This is a genomic window from Streptomyces ureilyticus, assembly GCF_011045025.1.
Classification (GTDB): domain Bacteria; phylum Actinomycetota; class Actinomycetes; order Streptomycetales; family Streptomycetaceae; genus Streptomyces; species Streptomyces ureilyticus.
The window spans coordinates 37,164-53,887 of sequence record NZ_JAAKZX010000007.1; the positions used below are offsets into that span (position 1 = coordinate 37,164).

At 70.3% G+C, this 16,724-nt stretch carries 19 protein-coding genes; 8 read left to right on the forward strand and 11 right to left on the reverse strand.

Annotated elements, in window-relative coordinates; translation table 11 throughout:
• Window positions 1-197: 197 nt before the first annotated feature.
• Complete coding sequence (locus G6048_RS03580) at window positions 198-1,022, forward strand: IclR family transcriptional regulator domain-containing protein (protein ID WP_165337943.1); 825 nt, start codon at window positions 198-200, stop codon at window positions 1,020-1,022.
• Here G6048_RS03580 and G6048_RS03585 read toward each other — a convergent pair.
• From G6048_RS03585 to G6048_RS03610, 6 genes are all read right to left on the reverse strand, one after another.
• Window positions 973-1,917, reverse strand: coding sequence for a PDR/VanB family oxidoreductase (locus tag G6048_RS03585; RefSeq protein ID WP_165337944.1), 945 nt, complete (start codon window positions 1,915-1,917; stop codon window positions 973-975). The two genes, G6048_RS03580 and G6048_RS03585, sit on opposite strands and share 50 nt — an antisense overlap.
• Window positions 1,914-2,114, reverse strand: a complete 201-nt coding sequence (locus G6048_RS03590; protein ID WP_165337945.1) for a hypothetical protein — start codon at window positions 2,112-2,114, stop codon at window positions 1,914-1,916. Before G6048_RS03590 ends, G6048_RS03585 begins: the two co-directional genes overlap by 4 nt.
• Before the next feature lie 244 nt (window positions 2,115-2,358).
• A complete protein-coding gene (locus G6048_RS03595) occupies window positions 2,359-3,429 on the reverse strand; it encodes an aromatic ring-hydroxylating dioxygenase subunit alpha (RefSeq protein WP_206341120.1) in 1,071 nt (356 codons plus the stop codon).
• Between the two features lie 202 nt (window positions 3,430-3,631).
• Complete coding sequence (locus G6048_RS03600) at window positions 3,632-4,579, reverse strand: fumarylacetoacetate hydrolase family protein (protein ID WP_165337947.1); 948 nt, start codon at window positions 4,577-4,579, stop codon at window positions 3,632-3,634.
• Window positions 4,576-4,725: a hypothetical protein gene (locus tag G6048_RS03605; RefSeq protein WP_165337948.1), complete on the reverse strand. Its 150-nt coding sequence runs from the start codon at window positions 4,723-4,725 to the stop codon at window positions 4,576-4,578. The genes G6048_RS03600 and G6048_RS03605 overlap by 4 nt, the downstream gene beginning before the upstream one ends.
• Before the next feature lie 73 nt (window positions 4,726-4,798).
• A complete protein-coding gene (locus G6048_RS03610) occupies window positions 4,799-5,746 on the reverse strand; it encodes an MBL fold metallo-hydrolase (RefSeq protein WP_165337949.1) in 948 nt (315 codons plus the stop codon).
• Window positions 5,747-5,884: 138 nt separating this feature from the next.
• Between G6048_RS03610 and G6048_RS03615 the strand changes: the two genes are divergently transcribed.
• The 6 genes from G6048_RS03615 (at window position 5,885) to G6048_RS03640 (ending at window position 11,856) form a co-directional block, all read left to right on the forward strand.
• On the forward strand, window positions 5,885-6,517 hold the full coding sequence (locus G6048_RS03615) for a TetR/AcrR family transcriptional regulator (protein WP_165337950.1): 633 nt from the start codon (window positions 5,885-5,887) through the stop codon (window positions 6,515-6,517).
• A gap of 335 nt (window positions 6,518-6,852) precedes the next feature.
• The gene (locus tag G6048_RS03620; RefSeq protein ID WP_165337951.1) at window positions 6,853-8,082 is read left to right on the forward strand and encodes an ABC transporter substrate-binding protein; all 1,230 of its coding nucleotides are present in this window, start codon (window positions 6,853-6,855) and stop codon (window positions 8,080-8,082) included.
• Window positions 8,079-8,852 carry an ABC transporter ATP-binding protein gene (locus tag G6048_RS03625; protein ID WP_328825663.1) on the forward strand — a complete coding sequence of 258 codons (774 nt, stop codon included), beginning with the start codon at window positions 8,079-8,081 and terminating at the stop codon, window positions 8,850-8,852. The genes G6048_RS03620 and G6048_RS03625 overlap by 4 nt, the downstream gene beginning before the upstream one ends.
• Entirely contained in the window at window positions 8,849-9,736 is an 888-nt protein-coding gene (locus G6048_RS03630) for an ABC transporter ATP-binding protein (protein ID WP_328825664.1), read from the forward strand. Before G6048_RS03625 ends, G6048_RS03630 begins: the two co-directional genes overlap by 4 nt.
• A complete protein-coding gene (locus G6048_RS03635) occupies window positions 9,733-10,593 on the forward strand; it encodes a branched-chain amino acid ABC transporter permease (protein ID WP_165337952.1) in 861 nt (286 codons plus the stop codon). Before G6048_RS03630 ends, G6048_RS03635 begins: the two co-directional genes overlap by 4 nt.
• 129 nt (window positions 10,594-10,722) lie before the next feature.
• On the forward strand, window positions 10,723-11,856 hold the full coding sequence (locus G6048_RS03640; protein WP_206341123.1) for a branched-chain amino acid ABC transporter permease: 1,134 nt from the start codon (window positions 10,723-10,725) through the stop codon (window positions 11,854-11,856).
• A 142-nt stretch (window positions 11,857-11,998) separates the two neighbouring features.
• On the opposite strand, the gene G6048_RS03645 is transcribed toward G6048_RS03640, so the two are convergent.
• The 3 genes from G6048_RS03645 to G6048_RS03655 form a co-directional block, all read right to left on the reverse strand.
• Window positions 11,999-12,766: an SDR family NAD(P)-dependent oxidoreductase gene (locus tag G6048_RS03645; RefSeq protein WP_165338010.1), complete on the reverse strand. Its 768-nt coding sequence runs from the start codon at window positions 12,764-12,766 to the stop codon at window positions 11,999-12,001.
• A gap of 133 nt (window positions 12,767-12,899) precedes the next feature.
• Window positions 12,900-13,259, reverse strand: a complete 360-nt coding sequence (locus G6048_RS03650) for a cyclophilin-like fold protein (RefSeq protein WP_165337953.1) — start codon at window positions 13,257-13,259, stop codon at window positions 12,900-12,902.
• A 22-nt stretch (window positions 13,260-13,281) separates the two neighbouring features.
• The gene (locus G6048_RS03655; RefSeq protein WP_165337954.1) at window positions 13,282-13,947 is read right to left on the reverse strand and encodes an SDR family NAD(P)-dependent oxidoreductase; all 666 of its coding nucleotides are present in this window, start codon (window positions 13,945-13,947) and stop codon (window positions 13,282-13,284) included.
• A 216-nt stretch (window positions 13,948-14,163) separates the two neighbouring features.
• On the opposite strand from G6048_RS03655, the gene G6048_RS03660 reads away from it, so the two are divergent.
• Window positions 14,164-15,045, forward strand: coding sequence for a helix-turn-helix domain-containing protein (locus G6048_RS03660; protein WP_165337955.1), 882 nt, complete (start codon window positions 14,164-14,166; stop codon window positions 15,043-15,045).
• Window positions 15,046-15,078: 33 nt separating this feature from the next.
• Here G6048_RS03660 and G6048_RS03665 read toward each other — a convergent pair whose 3' ends face one another.
• Complete coding sequence (locus G6048_RS03665) at window positions 15,079-15,822, reverse strand: HAD family hydrolase (RefSeq protein WP_165337956.1); 744 nt, start codon at window positions 15,820-15,822, stop codon at window positions 15,079-15,081.
• Window positions 15,819-16,628: a DeoR/GlpR family DNA-binding transcription regulator gene (locus G6048_RS03670; protein ID WP_165337957.1), complete on the reverse strand. Its 810-nt coding sequence runs from the start codon at window positions 16,626-16,628 to the stop codon at window positions 15,819-15,821. The genes G6048_RS03665 and G6048_RS03670 overlap by 4 nt, the downstream gene beginning before the upstream one ends.
• Window positions 16,629-16,724 lie beyond the last annotated feature (96 nt).

Below are 16,724 nucleotides of genomic sequence, written 5' to 3' on the forward strand. Positions count from 1 at the left end.
TGGGACAGTGCCGGGAGGGCGGGCTGTGCGCACACCGCACAGTAGTGCTCAGCCGCGAACGTAGAACGCCTGCATCAAGATGGTCAATGCTTGAGACGTGCGAGTCGTTGACAGTTGCCGAAGCGTGCTCCTAGCGTGCGCACAGCGCACCCTCGTGCGTACAGAACGCACGCCCGTGCGTCCTCGTGGAGGCGAACATGCCCGCTGAAGCCCGCGCCCCGCACTTCGTGCAGTCCTTCGAGCGCGGCCTCGCGGTCATCCGCGCCTTCGACGCCGAACATCCGGAACTGACCCTGAGCGACGTGGCACGCTCCTGCGAACTGACCCGCGCCGCCGCCCGCCGCTTCCTGCTCACGCTCGTCGACCTGGGATACGTCCACACGGACGGGCGGATGTTCCGGCTCACCCCGCGCGTCCTGGAACTCGGCTACTCGTACCTGTCCAGTTTCACCCTGCCGGAGATCGCCGAGCCCCATCTGGATCAACTCGTCGCGCAGATACGGGAGTCGTCGTCCCTGTGCGTCCTCGACGGCGACGACATCGTCTACGTGGCGCGCGTACCCACGCGGCGCATCATGACCGCGACGATCACCGTCGGCACCCGCTTCCCGGCGCATGTGACGTCGGTCGGCCGCGTGATCCTGGCGCATCTGCCGGACGAGGAGATCGACGCCCGGCTGTCCCGCGCCGATCTGCGCCCGCTGACCTCCCGCACACTCGCCTCGGCCGGAGCACTGCGCGCCGAACTGCGCCGGGTACGCCGTCAGGGGTACGCGATCGTCGACCAGGAACTGGAGGAGGGGCTGCGTTCCGTCGCCGTCCCGGTGCGTGACCGGGACGGCGAGGTCGTGGCGGCGGTCAACGTTCCCGTGCACGCCGCCCGCAACTCGGTCGAGTCCGTACGCCGTGACCTGCTGCCCCCGCTGCTGGCCACGGTCGCCCGGATCGAGGCCGACCTGCGGGTCACCGGTCTCACAGGTCCAGCACGAGACGCTTCCCGGCACACCGGGACACACAGATGAGCATGGTCTCCCCGGCCTCCCGCTCCTCGTCGGTGAGGACGGAGTCACGGTGGTCGGGGGTGCCCTCGATGACGTCGGTCTCGCACGTGCCGCAGGTGCCCTCGGTGCAGGAGTAGAGCACTTCGACGCCGGCGGCTCGTACGGTGTCGAGCACGGAGACGTCTGCGGGGACGGTCAGTGTGTGGCCCGACCGCTCGAGCACGACCTCGAACTCGGTGTTCTCGCCCGGCTCTTGGGCCTTCGGCTCGAAGCGCTCGACATGCAGCGCCCCCTTCGGCCACACCCCGCACCGCGCCTCGACCGCGTCCAGGAGCGGGCCGGGGCCACAGCAATAGATGAGCGTGTCCGAGGCCGGGTCGGCGAGAGCCGTGTCCAGGTCCAGCAGTCCCGTCTCGTCCTGCGGAGCGATCCGTACCTTGTCGCCGTACCGCGCCAACTCCTCGGTGAACGCCATGGAGTCGCGGGTGCGCCCGCCGTACAGCAGCGTCCACTCGGCGCCCGTCGCCTCGGCCGCGGCCAGCATCGGCAGGATCGGGGTGATGCCGATGCCGCCGGCGATGAAGCGGTAGCGGGGGGCGGTCGCCAGGGCGAAGTGGTTGCGCGGGCCGCGTACGCGGACCTTGTCGTCCGCCGTCAACTGCTCGTGCACATGGGCGGATCCGCCGCGCCCGTCGGGCTCCCGGAGGACCGCGATCCGCCACGTGTGCCGGTCGGCCGGGTCGCCGCACAGCGAGTACTGCCGCTCCAGGTCAGGGGCGAGCAGCACGTCGATGTGCGCGCCCGGCTCCCAGGCGGGGAGTTCCTCGCCCAGCGGATGGCGGAGGCTGAGGGCGAGCACGCCGTCGGCCGCCACGTCCCGGCGGTCGACGACGAGTTCGGCTTCGTACGGGGTCATGAGCCGTTTCCTTGCGAGACGTTACCTGGGGAGACCTTGCCCTGAGGGGCGTGGCCTTCGGGGTGGCCGAGCATCCACTCCCACATCGCGATCGGGTCCTGGGCGGTCTGCTCGGCGCCGCAGTGGCAGGTGCCGTGCAGGACGTCGGTGCCCGGGAGCCAGTCGATGCGGTAGATCTCGCCGGTGGGATTGCTCACCTGGTTCCTCCGAGGGTGCCTCGGACCGCCCACACGGTCGGGTAAGCTGACTGCCGTGCGTTGCGAGAACCAAGCGCGCACGCCGTGCTGATCGAGAGCCAAGACAGCACATGCACCTCCAAGCTTTGCGGTACGAACCCGGGCTGGTTTCAACCCAGCTGGTGTTGATCGTGGAAGACCTGTCGGGTCGCTGACTCGCGGGCGGCGTGAGCCAGGAATCCCCCTGCTTCGGCTGGGGGAGGATTCAATGAACCTTCTCCATGGGCTTGTCGCCCTCCTCGACCAGCCGGGCGAGGATACGGCGGGCGGCCAGGCCGCCGGTGTCGATGTTGATGCTCAGCTCCTGGTAGCCGTGGCGCTCGGTACCGAGGGTCTTCTGCAGCAGGTTGAGGGCGGTGACGTCCTGCATGACGACCGTGCGGTTGTTGCCCGCCAGGAACTCCGTGACCTCGTCGTCTTCCGTCGCCCAGTCGCGCGAGACCGCCCAGAAGTCGTACACCTTGCCGTCGCCGGACGGCGTGATGCAGTACGTGACTTCGGTGTGGAAGCCGCCCGGGTCGCTGCCGTCCGCCTCGGGCAGCACACCGACCGGAGCGACGCGGCTGTGCAGCAGGTACAGGCAGGGCGCGTGGTACTCGATGTCCTGCCAGCGGTTGATCCGGCCGGTGATGCCGGTCGACTTGGCATAGAACGGGGGGCATTCGGCGTCGTCCATGTGCCGGCTCACCCGCACGATGCCCGCGCCCTCGTCGACCTCGGTGGTGATCGGCGTCTCGGCGACCTCAGGCGTGCCGATGTATCCGCCGTGGAGGTACGTCTCGTGGGAGAGGTCGAGGAGGTTGTCGACGAGGAGCCCGTAGTCGGCGTCGATCGGCTCCATGCCGCGGACGGTGGTCCAGCCGGGGGAGTCGAGGTGCTTCGCCCGCGGGATGGTCTGCGGGTCGGCGAGGGCCGCGTCGCCGATCCACACCCAGATCAGGGAGTCCTGCTCGACGACGGGGTACGAGGCGACGCGCGCGGTCCGCGGCACCCGCTTCTGCCCGGGCACGTACACACAGGTGCCGGTGGTGTCGTACGTGAAACCGTGGTAGCCGCACACGATCTTGTCGCCGTCGAGCCGGGTCGGGGCCTCGGACAACGGGTAGCGGCGGTGCACACACCGGTCGTGCAGCACGACGGGCGTCCCGTCCTCCTCGGTCCGGTAGAAGACGAGCGGTTCCCCCAGGATCGTACGGCCGAGCAACTCGCGGCTGACCTCGTGGGAGTAGGCGGCGACGTACCACTGGTTCCTGGCGAAAGCGGTCATATGAGGCATGGGCGGTCCCGTCCCTGTCGGCGGGGCGCCGTCGCCCCGCGTGCCGTGATTGGACTCAGAGTCGTGATGGCCGCGGTGGGTGCGCAAGGCGGCTTCTGCCAGGCGGAAGGACTTCCGTGAAAGGGCTGGTCAGGGGTTGGACGGATACGCCTCGGTGTCCACCCCCGGTGGAGCCGGCGCCCGCTCCATGGGGGCGTCCACGTCATGGCAGCCGTCGGCGAGCCGAACGTAGGGGGACAGGGTGGGCGCCCTCGATGACGGTGTTGCTGACGGTGCCGATGCTCTCCACGGTCATGGTGACGGTGTCGCCGGGGGCGAGGGGCGGGGGTTCGAACTCTCCGTCGCGGCCCCAGAGTTCGGCCAGGCAGCCGCCGTTGCCGCAGGTACCGGAGCCGAGGACGTCGCCGGGGCGGATCCATGTGCCGCGGGAGGCGTACGCCGCCATCTCCTCGAACGTCCAGGCCATGTTGGCCAGCCTGTCCCGCCCGATCGTCTCGCCGTTGACCTGGACGGTGAGGGCCAGGTCGAGGAAGCCCTCCGCGTTGCGGTGGGGTTCGAGTTCGTCGGTGGTGACCAGCCAGGGGCCGAGCGTGGTGGCGGTGTCCTTGCCCTTGGCCGGACCGAGTTTGACCTTCATCTCGCGGCCCTGGAGGTCGCGGGCGGACCAGTCGTTGAGGATCGTGTAGCCGATGATGTGCTCCCGAGCCTGCTCGGGGGTCAGGTCCCGGCCGGCCTTGCCGATGACGGCGGCCACTTCCAGTTCGAAGTCGAAGCGGAGGCAGCCGGGTGGCACCGGTACGTCGTCATGGGCGCCGATCGTCGCGTACGGGTTGGTGAAGTAGAACGCGGGTGCCGCGTACCACTCCTCGGGGACGGTGTCACCGTATCCCCGGGCGACACCCGCGACATGGCTCTCGAAGGTCATGTAGTCGCGGACGGTGGGCGGCTGGAGCGGCGGCAGCAGCCGGACGTCGGCCACGGGTACCGACAGTGAGCCGGTCAGGGCGCGTTCTCCCGCCCTGCGAAGGCACTTCTCGCCCTCGACGATCAGGTCCAGCAGCTCGGCGGGGTGCTCGAAGGGGTGGACCTGTTCGTTGGCGACTACTCCCGCCTGCCGCTTCCCGTCGTGCACGAAGGTCGCGAACTTCACGCCGCGCTCCCCTCCGCCTCGGTCGGGGCGGGGCCGGTCCAGGCGGGGCGGATCGCCGGGCATCGAGCGCTGACGGTGCCGGTGTGCCGGGCGGGCGGGCCGCCGGAAGGTACGGCGGGTGTGCCGTGGACGGTGCTGGTGACCATGTCTTCTCCTTGGCGGGTCCGGGGGCAGAGCGAGGCGATACGGCCAGGCAGTGGACCCCGGGGCTGACGCGGCTCAGAGGCCGGGGCAGGGGCAGGCGAGGTCGGCCATGCGGCCGAAGAGCTGGGGGCCGTCGAGCGGGGGCAGCGAGGGGTCGAGCTCGCGGTAGACGGTGTGCACGTTGACGGCGAGGCGTTCGCTCTCGTCGAGGTCGGCGAAGCGTCCGAGACTGATGTCGCGTCCGGCCGCCTCGGCGGGCATTCCCGCGCCGAAGCGGGCGCTGGCCTCTTCGTGGACGTACGACAGATAGTCGCGGACGGTGCGGACCGCCTCCTTCGTGGTGACCGGGCCGTGGCCGGGCACGACGATGTCCACGTCGAGGCCGAGGAGCAGGTCGCAGGCGGTGAGCCAGTTGGTGAACGGGCCGTGCCATATGACGGGTGTGGAGCCGGCGAACACGATGTCTCCGGTGTAGACGGTCCGCGCACGCGGGACATGGACGATCGTGTCCCCGGCGCTGTGTGCGGGGCCCACGTCGATCAGACGGACCTCCGTCCCGCCGATGTCCAGGACCGTCTCGCCGTCGAAGACCCGGTGCGGAAGCACTGGCCGGACGCCGGAGTAGTCGAAGCGGCCGAAGATCCGGCGGGCGAACCGGCCCGCGGCAGTGTCCGCGCCGGTCAGTGCCCGCATCTCGGCCGGGCCCACCTGCCGCATGTCGGTCAGCGAGCCGCGGGCCGCGATGATCTCGGCGTGGGCCACGAGCTGGTTGCCGAACCAGTGGTCGCCATTGCCATGGGTGTTGACCACGGTCGAGACGGGCGCGGCGTCGGTCACCGGCGCCAGCCCCTCGAGCATGGCCCGGGTGAGGCGCAGGTCGTAGAGGGTGTCGACGAGCAGGGACTCGCCCCGGCCGGTGACCAGCCCGGCGTTGCTCATCCCCCATCCGGCCGCACCCGGTACCCACGCATGACAGCCATGGCCGAGGTCGATCCGGCCGACTGGGGAAAGTACGGAAGCCACGCTGCCTCCTCCACGTCCCGAAGCAGCAAATTCGAGACTGAGATCCATCGATGGACTTGAGTCCATTCATGGGGCGTAATCTAAAGACGTGGCTCGCGGAGGGTCAATACCTGTGTACGCCTGTGCTGTACTGGGCCCATGACGATCTCTGAGGCGGGAGGCGCACCCGCACAGGACGCCCCGCCCCTCGGGCGCCGCGAGCGGAAGCGACAGCAGGTGCGCGACCAGCTCTACAGCGCCGCAGTGGGGCTGTTCGTCGCCCAGGGCTACGAGGCGACGACCATGGAGCAGATCGCCGAGTCCGCCGACGTCGCCCGAGCCACCGTCTTCAACCACTTCTCACAGAAGGTCGGCTTCCTGGAGGAGTGGGGCGTCCGCCGCCGGGCCCGGGTCGCGGTCATCCTCGGCCAGGAGCACGCCGAGGACCTGCCGGTCGGCGACCGGCTGCGCCGCTACCTGGGGGAGATGGCCGACCTCAACGTCGCCTCCCGTGCGGAGACCACGGTCCTGATGGACGCCTCCGCACGCTTCGGCCGCCTGCTTCAGGACCCCTCCCTGGAAACCGAACTCGCGAAGATCGTCGAGGAGGGGCGGCAGCGCGGAGAGATCCGGTCGCGGGTCGACCCTGAGCAGGCCGGTGCTTTGCTCGCGTCCTGCTACTTCTCCTCGGTCCTGCGCTGGATCCGCGAGGAGCCGGCGCCGTTCGACCTGCCCGGCCGCCTCGATGGGGCGCTCGACATCATCCTGCTGGGCATCCTCGCGCATCCGTGACCGGCGCGGAGAGGCGGGGGAGCGCCGCAGGGGCGTCATGGCCGCAGCTCCCGCAGGCGGTGCGTTCGTCGGTGTCCCGTCGATGACGGGCGGCGGCCCCACCCGGTTCGTGGCCGGCCCTGCGGCGCCTCGGTCTCGTCCTGGTTGTCGGCGGACTCGAGAGTACATTTGGACTTGAGTCCAAGAATATTTGCTTGATGTGTTGACGGTCATGTGGGCGCGGCTTAAGTTCAACCCGTCGAACGGGCCGCAAGCCGCAAAGGCCCGCAGAACGACTCTTCGCGCATCGTTTTCGTGCACGCCGGGTGTCCTCCGGGTGCGTGTGTCCTTTCCCCATGCCGTTCCCGCTCCGTATCCGGGAGGTTCCCGTGCGCCCTCGTACGCCCCTTGCCGCTCTCACCATCGGTCTGGCGCTCACCGTCACAGCGTGCGGAGGTGGTTCGTCCGCGTCCTCCTCCGCCGATGACGGCCCGATCGACATCGGCATGATCACCTCGCTCACCGGTCAGCTCCAGACCCTCGGAACCGAGGGCCGCAAGGCCGCCGAACTGGCGGTCAAGCAGATCAACAAGGACGGCGGGGTCCTCGGACGGAAGCTGGAGCTGACGGTCAAGGACGACAAGAGCCTGCCCGACCAGTCCGTACTGGCCTTCAACGCGTTCAAGGACCAGGGCGTGACCGCGGTGCTCGGCTCACCGTCCGCAGGGTCGGCGCTGGCCACGCTGCCCGCGGTGGACCGGGCGGAGATCCCGTACATCTCCCTGAGTCCGGCCGACGAGCAGGTGGCGCCCGTCCACCCCTACGTCTTCGTCGTACCGGCCCTGGCCTCCGACTACGCCGAGCGGCTGTTGCAGTACTACAAGTCGGAGGGCGTCAGCAAGCTGGCCGTGGCCTACGACACCAAGACCGCGTATCCGACCGCCGGCTACAAGGCGATGAAGGCGAAGGCCGGTGAGTACGGCATCAAGGTCGTCGCCACCGAGGAGATCCAGAGCACCGCGTCCGACTTCAGCGCCGTCTTCACGCACGTCAAGGGCACCGACGCCCAGGCGCTCGCGGTGTGGGTGACCGGCCCCGCCTCCGTCGTCCTCACCAAGCAGTACGCCGCCTCGGGACTGGACATCCCGATCTCCTTCACCGGCTCCCAGGCCAGCAAGCTGTGGCTCGACCCGGCCGGCAAGGCCGCCGAGGGTGCCATCGTCGCCAGTTCCATCGGCCTGGTCGGCGACATGCTCCCGGACGGAGCCCAGAAGAAGGCCATCGAGGCCGTCAACAAGCCGTTTACGCAGAAGTACAACTACCCGCCGCCGCAGTTCGCGCAGGACGGATACACCGGGGTTCAGCTGCTGGCCGCCGCCATCGAGAAGGCGAAGAGCACCGACCACGAGAAGATCCGGCAGGCGATGGAGGGGCTGACGCTCGCCACCCCGAACGGCACCTACCGCTACAGCGAGAAGGACCACTCGGGCCTGTCCCCCGACTACATCTCGGTCAACGCCGTCACCGACGGGAGGTTCGTGCCGACCGTCTGGTCGAAGAGCGAGTTGGAGAAGGTGGCCAAGTGACCGAGCCCCTGCTCCAAGTGAGCGGCCTGTCACGGTCGTTCGGCGGGGTGTACGCCGTGGACGGCGTCGACCTGACGGTAGAACGGGGGAGCGCCCTCGGGATCATCGGCCCCAACGGGGCGGGCAAGTCGACCCTGTTCAACCTGGTCAGCGGTCAACTGCCCGCCGAGCGGGGTGAGATCCGGCTCGACGGACGACGCATCGACCGGCTGTCGCCCCACCACAGAGCCCGCCTGGGGATCGCCATCGTCTTCCAGGGCGCCCGCACCTTCCACGGGATGAGCGTGCTGGAGAACGCGATGGTGGGCGCCCACGCCACCACCGGCGCAGGGTTCGCGGCAGCCGCACTCAGGCTGCCGCGCCACCGCCGGGAGGAACGACTGATCGCCGAGCGGGCACGCGAGGCGGTACGGCGGGTCGGGCTCGAGGCCTGGGCGGACCGCCCCGCAGAGCTGCTGCCGCTCGGGCAGCAGCGCGCGCTCCAGGTCGCCCGCGCCCTGTGCGGGGAACCCACCCTGCTGCTCCTCGACGAACCCGCCTCCGGCCTGCGGGCCGCGGAGCGGGACCGGCTCGCCGACCTCATCGAGCAACTGCGTGCGGACGGACTCACCATCATGCTCGTCGAACACGATGTCGCCCTCGTCGGCCGCCTCGCCGACCGCGTCACCGTCCTGGACCTGGGCAGGGTCATCGCCGAGGGCACACCGGACGAGATACGTACCGACCCGCGGGTCGTCACCGCGTATCTGGGCACGGAGGCGGCCGCGTGAACGCCTCGCAACCGCCCCGGAGCGATGTCGTCGATGTCGTCGAGGTACGCGACCTGGTGGTCCGCTACGGCGCGGCGACCGCCCTCGACAACGTCTCGCTGCGTGTCGCGCCCGGTGAGATGGTCGCCCTCGTCGGGCCCAACGGAGCCGGCAAGTCCACCCTGGTCAACACCCTGACCGGAATCCTGACACCGGCCTCCGGCAGCGTGGAGGTACGGGCCAGGATCGCCCAGGTACCCGAGGGGCGGCAGATGTTCGGCGACCTCACCGTCGACGACAATCTGCGCCTGGGCGCCTGGCAGCTGCGCGGACGCGGCGAGAGCCGCCGCAAGCAGCGCGACACCTCATGGGTCTACGAGCTCCTTCCCGACCTGGTGCGGGTACGCGACCGGAAGGCGGGCGGGATGTCGGGAGGCCAGCAGCAGATGGTCGCCGTCGGACGCGCCCTGATGAGCCGGCCGGAGGTCCTCGTGATCGACGAGCTGTCGCTCGGCCTCGCGCCTCTCATCGTCGCCGACCTCGCCGAGCACCTGACCGAGCTCAACCGGGAGCAGGGCACGGCCGTTGTGCTCATCGAGCAGAACGCGCGGCTCGCCCTGGACCTGTGCAGCCGCGCCTACGTCCTGGAAGCGGGACGGATCGCCGCCGAGGGCGACAGCGCCGACCTGGCCGCCAGCCCCGACATCGCCCGGGCCTACCTCGGCGAGGCCCAGGCACTCCCGGCCCCTCCGGACGCTCAGGACGACCCGGGTCCGCACGACCCGGGTCCGCGCGATCGGGCCATGGCCGACCCCGCACCCACGCCCGGCACTGCCGGGACCGCCCGGGGCAACCAGGACACCGCCGTCCAGGCCGCGCGGGCCGCGACACGGGAGGCGAAATGAGCGACTTCCTCGTCTACCTCATCACCGGACTGGGCACCGGCTGCGGCATCGCGCTGATCGGCAGCGGGCTGGTGCTCATCCACCGGGTGACGCGCGTGGTCAACTTCGCCCAGGGCACCTTCGCCGTCGTCGGGGCGCTGACCGCCATCTCGCTCCTCGACACCGGCCTCCCGCACGGGCTCTCCGAAGTGCTCGGGGTCGCCGTCGCCGCCGTCGTGGGACTACTCGTCGGCGTGATCGCCATCGGCCGACGGGGCACCTCGCCGCAGGCCGCGCTGATGGTCACCCTGGGCCTTGGCATTCTGGCGTACGCCGTGGAGGTCATGCTCTGGGGGGACCAGGGCCGGTCCTCCGAGGGGCTCTCCGGCGCTGTGACCGTGTTCGGCGCCCGTATCCAGACCCACTACCTGCTCATCATCGGCGTCACCGCGGCCGTATTCGCCGCGCTGGCCGGGCTGTTCGGACGTACCGACGCCGGCAAGGCCCTCTCCGCGTGCTCCTCCAACCCGTACGCGGCCCGCGTCGTCGGGATCTCCGTCACCCGCATGGGGCTGATCGCCTTCGCCATCGGCGGCGCTCTCGGCGGTCTGGCCGGCGTTCTGCTGGCGCCCATGAACTCGATGGCCTTCGACTCCGACGTGGCGCTGATCATCAACGGTTTCGCGGCGGCGGTCGTCGGGTCCATGCATCACATCGGCCGCACTCTGGCCGGTGCGCTGTTCCTCGGTGTGGCCGAGGCGATGGTCGCGGGCTATGGAAGCGCCACGTACCAGACCGTGGTGGCGCTGGGGCTGGTCCTGGCGCTGATGATCGGGCAGGCGGCCCGCACCCACAGCGTCGTGGCGGAGGCCGGATGACGCCTCATCAGTCCTCTGTGGGACGCCCGCTGCCCTCCGCGTACACCGGGCGTATGCACGCATGGGCCACCCCGTCCGTGCTCGATCCGTATCCGCCGCACCAGAGCCGCACCAGAAAGGCAGCACGATATGAGCGCCGTCACCTCCGGCCGTGAACGGGCCGCCTCCCAGCCCCCCGGCGGCGCGGGCGGCACGGGGGACAACGAGCCGTCGGACGCCCGAGGGCCCCTCGGCGCCCGTTTCGCCGGCCGGGGAAGGCGGGCCGGCCTCGTCGCGGCCGGCGCGGCGGTGGCCGTGACCCTCGCCCTGCCTCCGATGCTGACCGCCAGCCAGCTCTCGGTGTACATCCTGCTCGCCCTGTCCGCCATGGTCACCGTCGGGCTGAGCCTGCTCATGGGCTACGCGGGCCAGGTCTCCATCGGCCAGGCGTCGTTCTACGCCATCGGCGCCTACGCGGCCGGCCTGCTGAGCGTCCACGGCACGCCGCCGCTGCTGGCGCTGGCCGCGGCGCCACTGATCGCCGCCCTGTTCGCCGCCGCCATCGGCGGACCGCTGCTGCGGCTGCGAGGGCACCACCTGGCCTTCGCCACCATCGCCCTGCAGCTCATCCTCATCTCCTTGCTCGGCGAGGCGGACTGGGCCGGTGGCTCGGTCGGTCTGCAGGGCATCCCACGACTCTCCGCCGGAGGTACGGAACTCGGCGAGGACATCCACTACGCCTACCTGGCCTGGGCTGCCGTGGCCGTCACCGTCCTGGTCGCCCGCAACGTCGTCACCTCACGGGCCGGCCGCGGGCTGCGTGCGCTGGCCACCAGCGAGACGGCGGCGAGCGCCAGCGGAGTGCCGGTGGCCCGCTACAAACTCGCCGTGTTCACCCTGGCCGCCGCGTTCGCCGGACTCGCCGGAGGGATCTACGCCTTCTTCATCGGCTACATCAACCCGGGGTCCTTCCCGGTCCTGCTGTCCATCCAGTTCCTGGTGATGGCCGTCGTCGGCGGGCTCGGCACCATCTGGGGCGCGCTCCTAGGCGCCACCGCGATCACCCTGATCGTGCAGTTCCTCAACGACCTGGGCTCCAGGCCGGGCATGCCCGCCAGCGCCCCCAGCATCCTCAACTACGCCGTGTACGCGGCCCTTCTCATCCTCGTCGTGCTGTTCCTGCCGCGCGGCATCGTCCCCGCACTGCGTGACGCGTGGCAGCAGCGCCGCATCGCGGGACACGCAGGTGCGGGAACTGGGACCGCCGAGCGGGCCGAGCCGTAACACCGTAGGGGCTGTGCCTCGGAGAGCGGGGCGCAGCCTCCAAGCGTGGGAAGGGGACTCCGCCGCCGGTGGGTTGGGCGCCCTGCGACGGCCGTTGTGCTGCTCATGCTCATCGATACGGGCTCATCGATGACGGGTCGCCTTATCGGGCGACGTAGCCGCCGTCGACGGGGAGGGCGACGCCGACCACGAAGCTGGCTCCGGGGCTGCACAGCCACAAGACGGCCTGGGCGATCTCCTCGGCCGTCCCGAGCCGGTTGATGGGCTGGTTGGCCTCGGCCTCGGCGAGGTCGAGCTCGCCCTTGGCGATCATGTCGCTGACCATGGGCGTGTTGATGGTGCCGGGGCAGACGGCGTTGACACGGATGCCGCGCGGGGCGTACTCGAGGGCCGTGCTGGTGGTCAGGCCGATCACTCCGTGCTTGGAGGCGTGGTAGGAGGCGCGGCCGGGCAGGCCGACGAGGCCGCCCAGGGAGGAGCAGTTGACGATGGCACCGCCGCCCTGGGTGCGCATGTGCCGCAGCTCGTGCTTCATGCACGCCCACACACCGCGGAGGTTGATGGCGTTGACGCGGTCGAACCTCTCGGCGGGCTCCTCGGCGGCGTCGCTCGCCGGGATCTGGATACCGGCGTTGTTGTAGGCCATGTCGAGTCGGCCGAAGGTCTCGACCGTGCGGTCGACCGCGGCGGCGACCTGCTCCTCGTCGCTGACGTCGCAGGTGAGGGCGAGGACTCGGTGGCCCGCCTCCGTGAGCTCCTTCGCGGCTGCGTTCAGGGCGGCTTCGTCGATGTCGGTGAGGGCGACGGCGGCTCCGGACTCGGCGAAGGCGCGGGCGGTGGCCAGGCCCATGCCGGAGCCGGCTCCGGTGACGAGGGCGACCTGGCCGGTGAAGTCGTAGGTGGGGTTCATGTCGTGCTCTCCCATCGCGGGTTGCACCGCGGACTGTTCTGTGGTCGGGGTCTCGTTGTTGCGCCTGCCCGCATGCCGGGGGGTGCGCCCGGAGGCGTAAGGCATGCGCGCGCTCTCCGCTTGAGCGGCAGGGTCAGGAGGCGTCTTCGATGGTGACGTCGACCTCGGCGTTGTCGGCGAGCTGCTTGGTGGCACCTTCAGGCATGTGGCCCAGGATGATGAGGTCCTTGCCCGCGCTGGGCGAGCCGTCGCGGTAGAAGAGGGCGAGGTTGCCCCAGGGGGCGTAGTAGGCGAGGTCGCCAGTACGGGGATGGACTCCGCTCGGGGCGCCGGAGGTGGACAGCCCGCGGGGCAGGTCGGCGATCTTCTCGTTCCCGTGGAAGTCGGTCAGGTTCAGGTTGAGGGGGAGCTGGGCGGCGAAATCGCGGGCGGCCGGGCTGTCGTTGAGTGTCGCGTCGACCGGAGTGCCGTCGATGGTGATGCGAATGTTCATGGCGGTGGACCTGTCAGGGGGTTCAGTCGGGGAGGGGCTCGGAGTAGTGCCGGAAGCCGTCGCGCTTGTCGTGCATGTCGTACAGGCGCTGGGCCAGGGCCTCGGGGTTGCTGTGCTCGGCGTCGGGGCGGATGGCTCCGGGGATGATCAGTTGCGCGGCGTGGATGTTCTCCGGGGCGAGGGTGTCGTGGAGCATGCGGGCGTACGCGCTCTCGGCGGCGAAGGCGACCGAGGTGCCGGCGACGTTCGGGTTGGGGCGTACGGCACTGGAGCCGTTGACGAACAGCAGGGTGCCGCGGCCGAGTTCCCGCATGCCGGGCAGGACGGCGTTCACGCAGGTGACGGGACCCTTGACGGAGAAGCCGAGCGGGGCGTCGAGGTCGTCGGCGCTGGTGTCGAGGACCGGCTTCATGAAGTCGCCTCGGGGCACGGGGCTGTACTGGAGGATCTCGATGGTCCCCAGTGAGGTTCCGGCCGCGTACAGGGCGGCATCCAGGGACTCGATGTCGAGCACGTCGGCGGTGAACCCGCGGGCCTGGATGCCGTCGCGGGTCAGCTCGGCCGTGAGGTCGTCCAGGTGCTGGTTGTTGCGGGAGATGAGGGCGACGGTGTGGCCGGCGCTTCCGAAGCGGCGGGCGGTGGCGAGTCCGAGGCCGGCACCGGCGCCGACCAACGCGAAAGTGGTCACCTGGTCTCCTTCCAGGATGCCCCCGCCTTCAAGCAGGGGACGAATCGAGCTCCTACGGAGCAGGGCAGGGAACGGGGGAATGGAACGGGGGAATGGACGGCTGCTGGAAATCGAGCCTCCCCCGCGAGCGCAGGCGCGAAAAGCGGAGGGATCTGTCCCGGGAGAGATACATCCTGGGAGGAAACTCTCCCCTCTTCCCCGGGTGCGATCGATGAAATGCTGGGAAGCATGACCAGCAACGTCCCCCTCAATGAGCTGGGAGAGTTCCTCAAGAAGCGCCGTTCGGAGCTGAGCCCGCGTACGGTCGGGCTGCCGGAGACGGGCGGGCCCCGCCGGGTGGCCGGGCTGCGCCGCGAGGAGGTCGCCCAGCTCGCCTCGATCAGCACGGACTACTACACCCGGCTCGAGCAGGGCCGTATGCAGGCGTCCGCTCCCGTGCTGGACACCCTCGCCCGCGTCCTCCACCTGGACGACGACGAGCGCGGCTACCTCTTCCAGCTCGCGGGCAAGACCACCACCCGCACCCGGCGCCATGGCAGGCAGAAGGTTCAGCCACAGCTGCAACGCGTGCTGGACGATCTCACCGCCACCCCGGCCATCGTGCAGGGGCGGCGCGGGGACATCCTGGCGTGGAACGCGCTGGCGGCCGCGCTGGTCACCGACTTCTCCCGTATCCCGGAGAAGCACCGCAACTACCCGCGGCTCATCTTCACCGATCCGGCGATGCGCAGCCTGTACGCGGACTGGAAGGCATCGGCGCAGATCGCCGTGGCACAGCTGCGGATGGAGGCGGCGAAGTATCCCCAGGAACCGCGTCTGATCGAGCTGGTCGGTGAACTGTCCACGCGGGACCAGCAGTTCGCCCAGTGGTGGGGCGATCACAAGGTGGCGGCCCGCACCGTGGGCACGAAGACCCTCAACCATCCGGTCGTCGGAGAACTCGTCCTGGACTGGGACACCCTCACCGCCAACACCGACCCCGACCAGCACCTCACCGTCTGGACTGCCGCCCCCGACTCTCCCACCCACGAGCGGCTGCGCATCCTCGCCTCCTGGGCCGCCGACCAGAACATGGCGGCCTCTTCTGCCCCTCGCTGATCGTTGTTGCACGTAGCGAAGAAGCGCTTGCGGTCAGCGGGAGGCCACCAGCCGGAGAGTGTCCGCCAAGCCGCGGTCTCCGGTGCGGTGTTCGGCGGGCAGAATGTACGTCCGCAGGCCGCAGGCGGTCGCGCCGCCGTCACGTACGGGATTGTCGCCGACCATCAGTGTGGCGCGGGGGTCGGTGCCGAGGTCGGCGCACGCCTTCAGGAACAGCTGCGGGTCGGGCTTCTCGCGGCCCTGCTCGTAGGAGATGACGCAGGTGTCGAACAGGGACTCCAGGCCGTGGTGGGCGAGGTGCGTGCGCAGGTCCCAGGCGAAGTCGCTGACGATGCCGATGCGCAGTCCGCGGTCACGCAGGGCGCGCAGCACCGCTTCGGTGTCGGGGTACGGAATCCACGCATCCGGCGCGGTCAGTTCCCGGTAGGCCGCCTCCTCCACGCCGCGCAGGAAGTCCACCTGCTCCCACCAGCCCTGCATCGCGCGGCGGTGCTGTTCGGAGGAGAGGTCCCGGCCCTGCTGGAGGGCGACGACGGAGGGCAACTGGAAAGCGGTGCGCAGCTGTTGGGAGATCTCGGCCAGCGCGCCGGGTCTGTCCAGTCGGGCGAGGCGGCCGGAGGCGGCGCCGACGCGCCGCAGCCAGGTCTCCAGGTCGATCATCTGGAAGATGGTGTTGCTGAAGTCGAACAGCACGGCTTCGACCGGCGGCACGGGGGCGGCCATCTCGGCGTCGGTGGGGCGGTAGGCGCTGGGCGTTTCGAACAGGGTCTGTATCACGGGAGGGGCTGCTCTTCGGGGGTGACGGTCTCGGCGGCGACTCCGAGGTCTCGGAGGGCCGCGAGCTCTGGTTCGGGGGTGCCGGTGTCGGTGATGACGGTGTGGTAGTCGGCCGCGGTGCCATAGGCGTACGTGGCGGTCTTGCCGAATTTGGAGTGGTCCACCAGCAGCAGGGCCTGTTCGGCGGAGGCGAGCATGGCCAGCTTGACCTCGACGTAGTCGTTCAGGGGGTGGAAGAGGCGGCCTTCCAGGACGGCGGTGGCGGACATCAGGGCCAGGTCGGCGCGGAGTTGGGACAGGGCGCGGGTGACGGCGGGACCGGTGCAGGAGTTGAAGTCGCCGTGGTAGCGGCCGCCGAGCAGGGTGATGCTCACGCCGGGTGCGGAGCCGAGGCGCTGTGCCAGGCCGACGGAGTTGGTGACGACGTGCAGCTGGTCCAGCCGGGCCAGCGCCGGGACCAGAGGGAACAGCGTGGTCGAGTCGTCCATGAGCAGGGTGCTGCCGGGCCTGATCCGGTCGGCCACGGCCGCGCACAGCGCGTGCTTGGCGTCGAGGGCGCTGTGTTCCCGGAAGCGGGTGGCGGTCTCCATGGTGAGGGCGGGGAAGGGGACGGCGCGTCCGCGCTCCTTGCGCAGCAGGTGGCGCCCGGCGAGGTCGTCCAGATCCCGGTGCATCGTCATCAGGCTGACGTCGAAGTGCCGGGCGAGATCGTCGATGCGGGTCTCGCCGTGCTCGGCGACGTAACGCAGGACGGCCTGCCGGCGCTCCTCGACGGCGGCCTGCGACGGTCGCGTACGGGCGGTCACTGCGCCCCTCCTTCCGGGTGGCTCCGGTCTCGCAGTTTCGCACACGGGCCGCCGGCAGCCGGGGGCCGTCCGGTCCTCGGCTGCCAGGGCTGCCCG

Bases quoted from the DNA above. Each gene is read 5' to 3' on its own strand.
- G6048_RS03650 (WP_165337953.1), bottom strand. From the start codon at position 13,259: ATGAACATTCGCATCACCATCGACGGCACTCCGGTCGACGCGACACTC.
- G6048_RS03580 (WP_165337943.1), top strand. From the start codon at position 198: ATGCCCGCTGAAGCCCGCGCCCCGCACTTCGTGCAGTCCTTCGAGCGC.
- G6048_RS03660 (WP_165337955.1), top strand. From the start codon at position 14,164: ATGCTGGGAAGCATGACCAGCAACGTCCCCCTCAATGAGCTGGGAGAG.
- G6048_RS03645 (WP_165338010.1), bottom strand. From the start codon at position 12,766: ATGAACCCCACCTACGACTTCACCGGCCAGGTCGCCCTCGTCACCGGA.
- G6048_RS03585 (WP_165337944.1), bottom strand. From the start codon at position 1,917: ATGACCCCGTACGAAGCCGAACTCGTCGTCGACCGCCGGGACGTGGCG.
- G6048_RS03615 (WP_165337950.1), top strand. From the start codon at position 5,885: ATGACGATCTCTGAGGCGGGAGGCGCACCCGCACAGGACGCCCCGCCC.
- G6048_RS03635 (WP_165337952.1), top strand. From the start codon at position 9,733: ATGAGCGACTTCCTCGTCTACCTCATCACCGGACTGGGCACCGGCTGC.
- G6048_RS03605 (WP_165337948.1), bottom strand. From the start codon at position 4,725: ATGGTCACCAGCACCGTCCACGGCACACCCGCCGTACCTTCCGGCGGC.
- G6048_RS03620 (WP_165337951.1), top strand. From the start codon at position 6,853: ATGCCGTTCCCGCTCCGTATCCGGGAGGTTCCCGTGCGCCCTCGTACG.
- G6048_RS03595 (WP_206341120.1), bottom strand. From the start codon at position 3,429: ATGCCTCATATGACCGCTTTCGCCAGGAACCAGTGGTACGTCGCCGCC.
- G6048_RS03640 (WP_206341123.1), top strand. From the start codon at position 10,723: ATGAGCGCCGTCACCTCCGGCCGTGAACGGGCCGCCTCCCAGCCCCCC.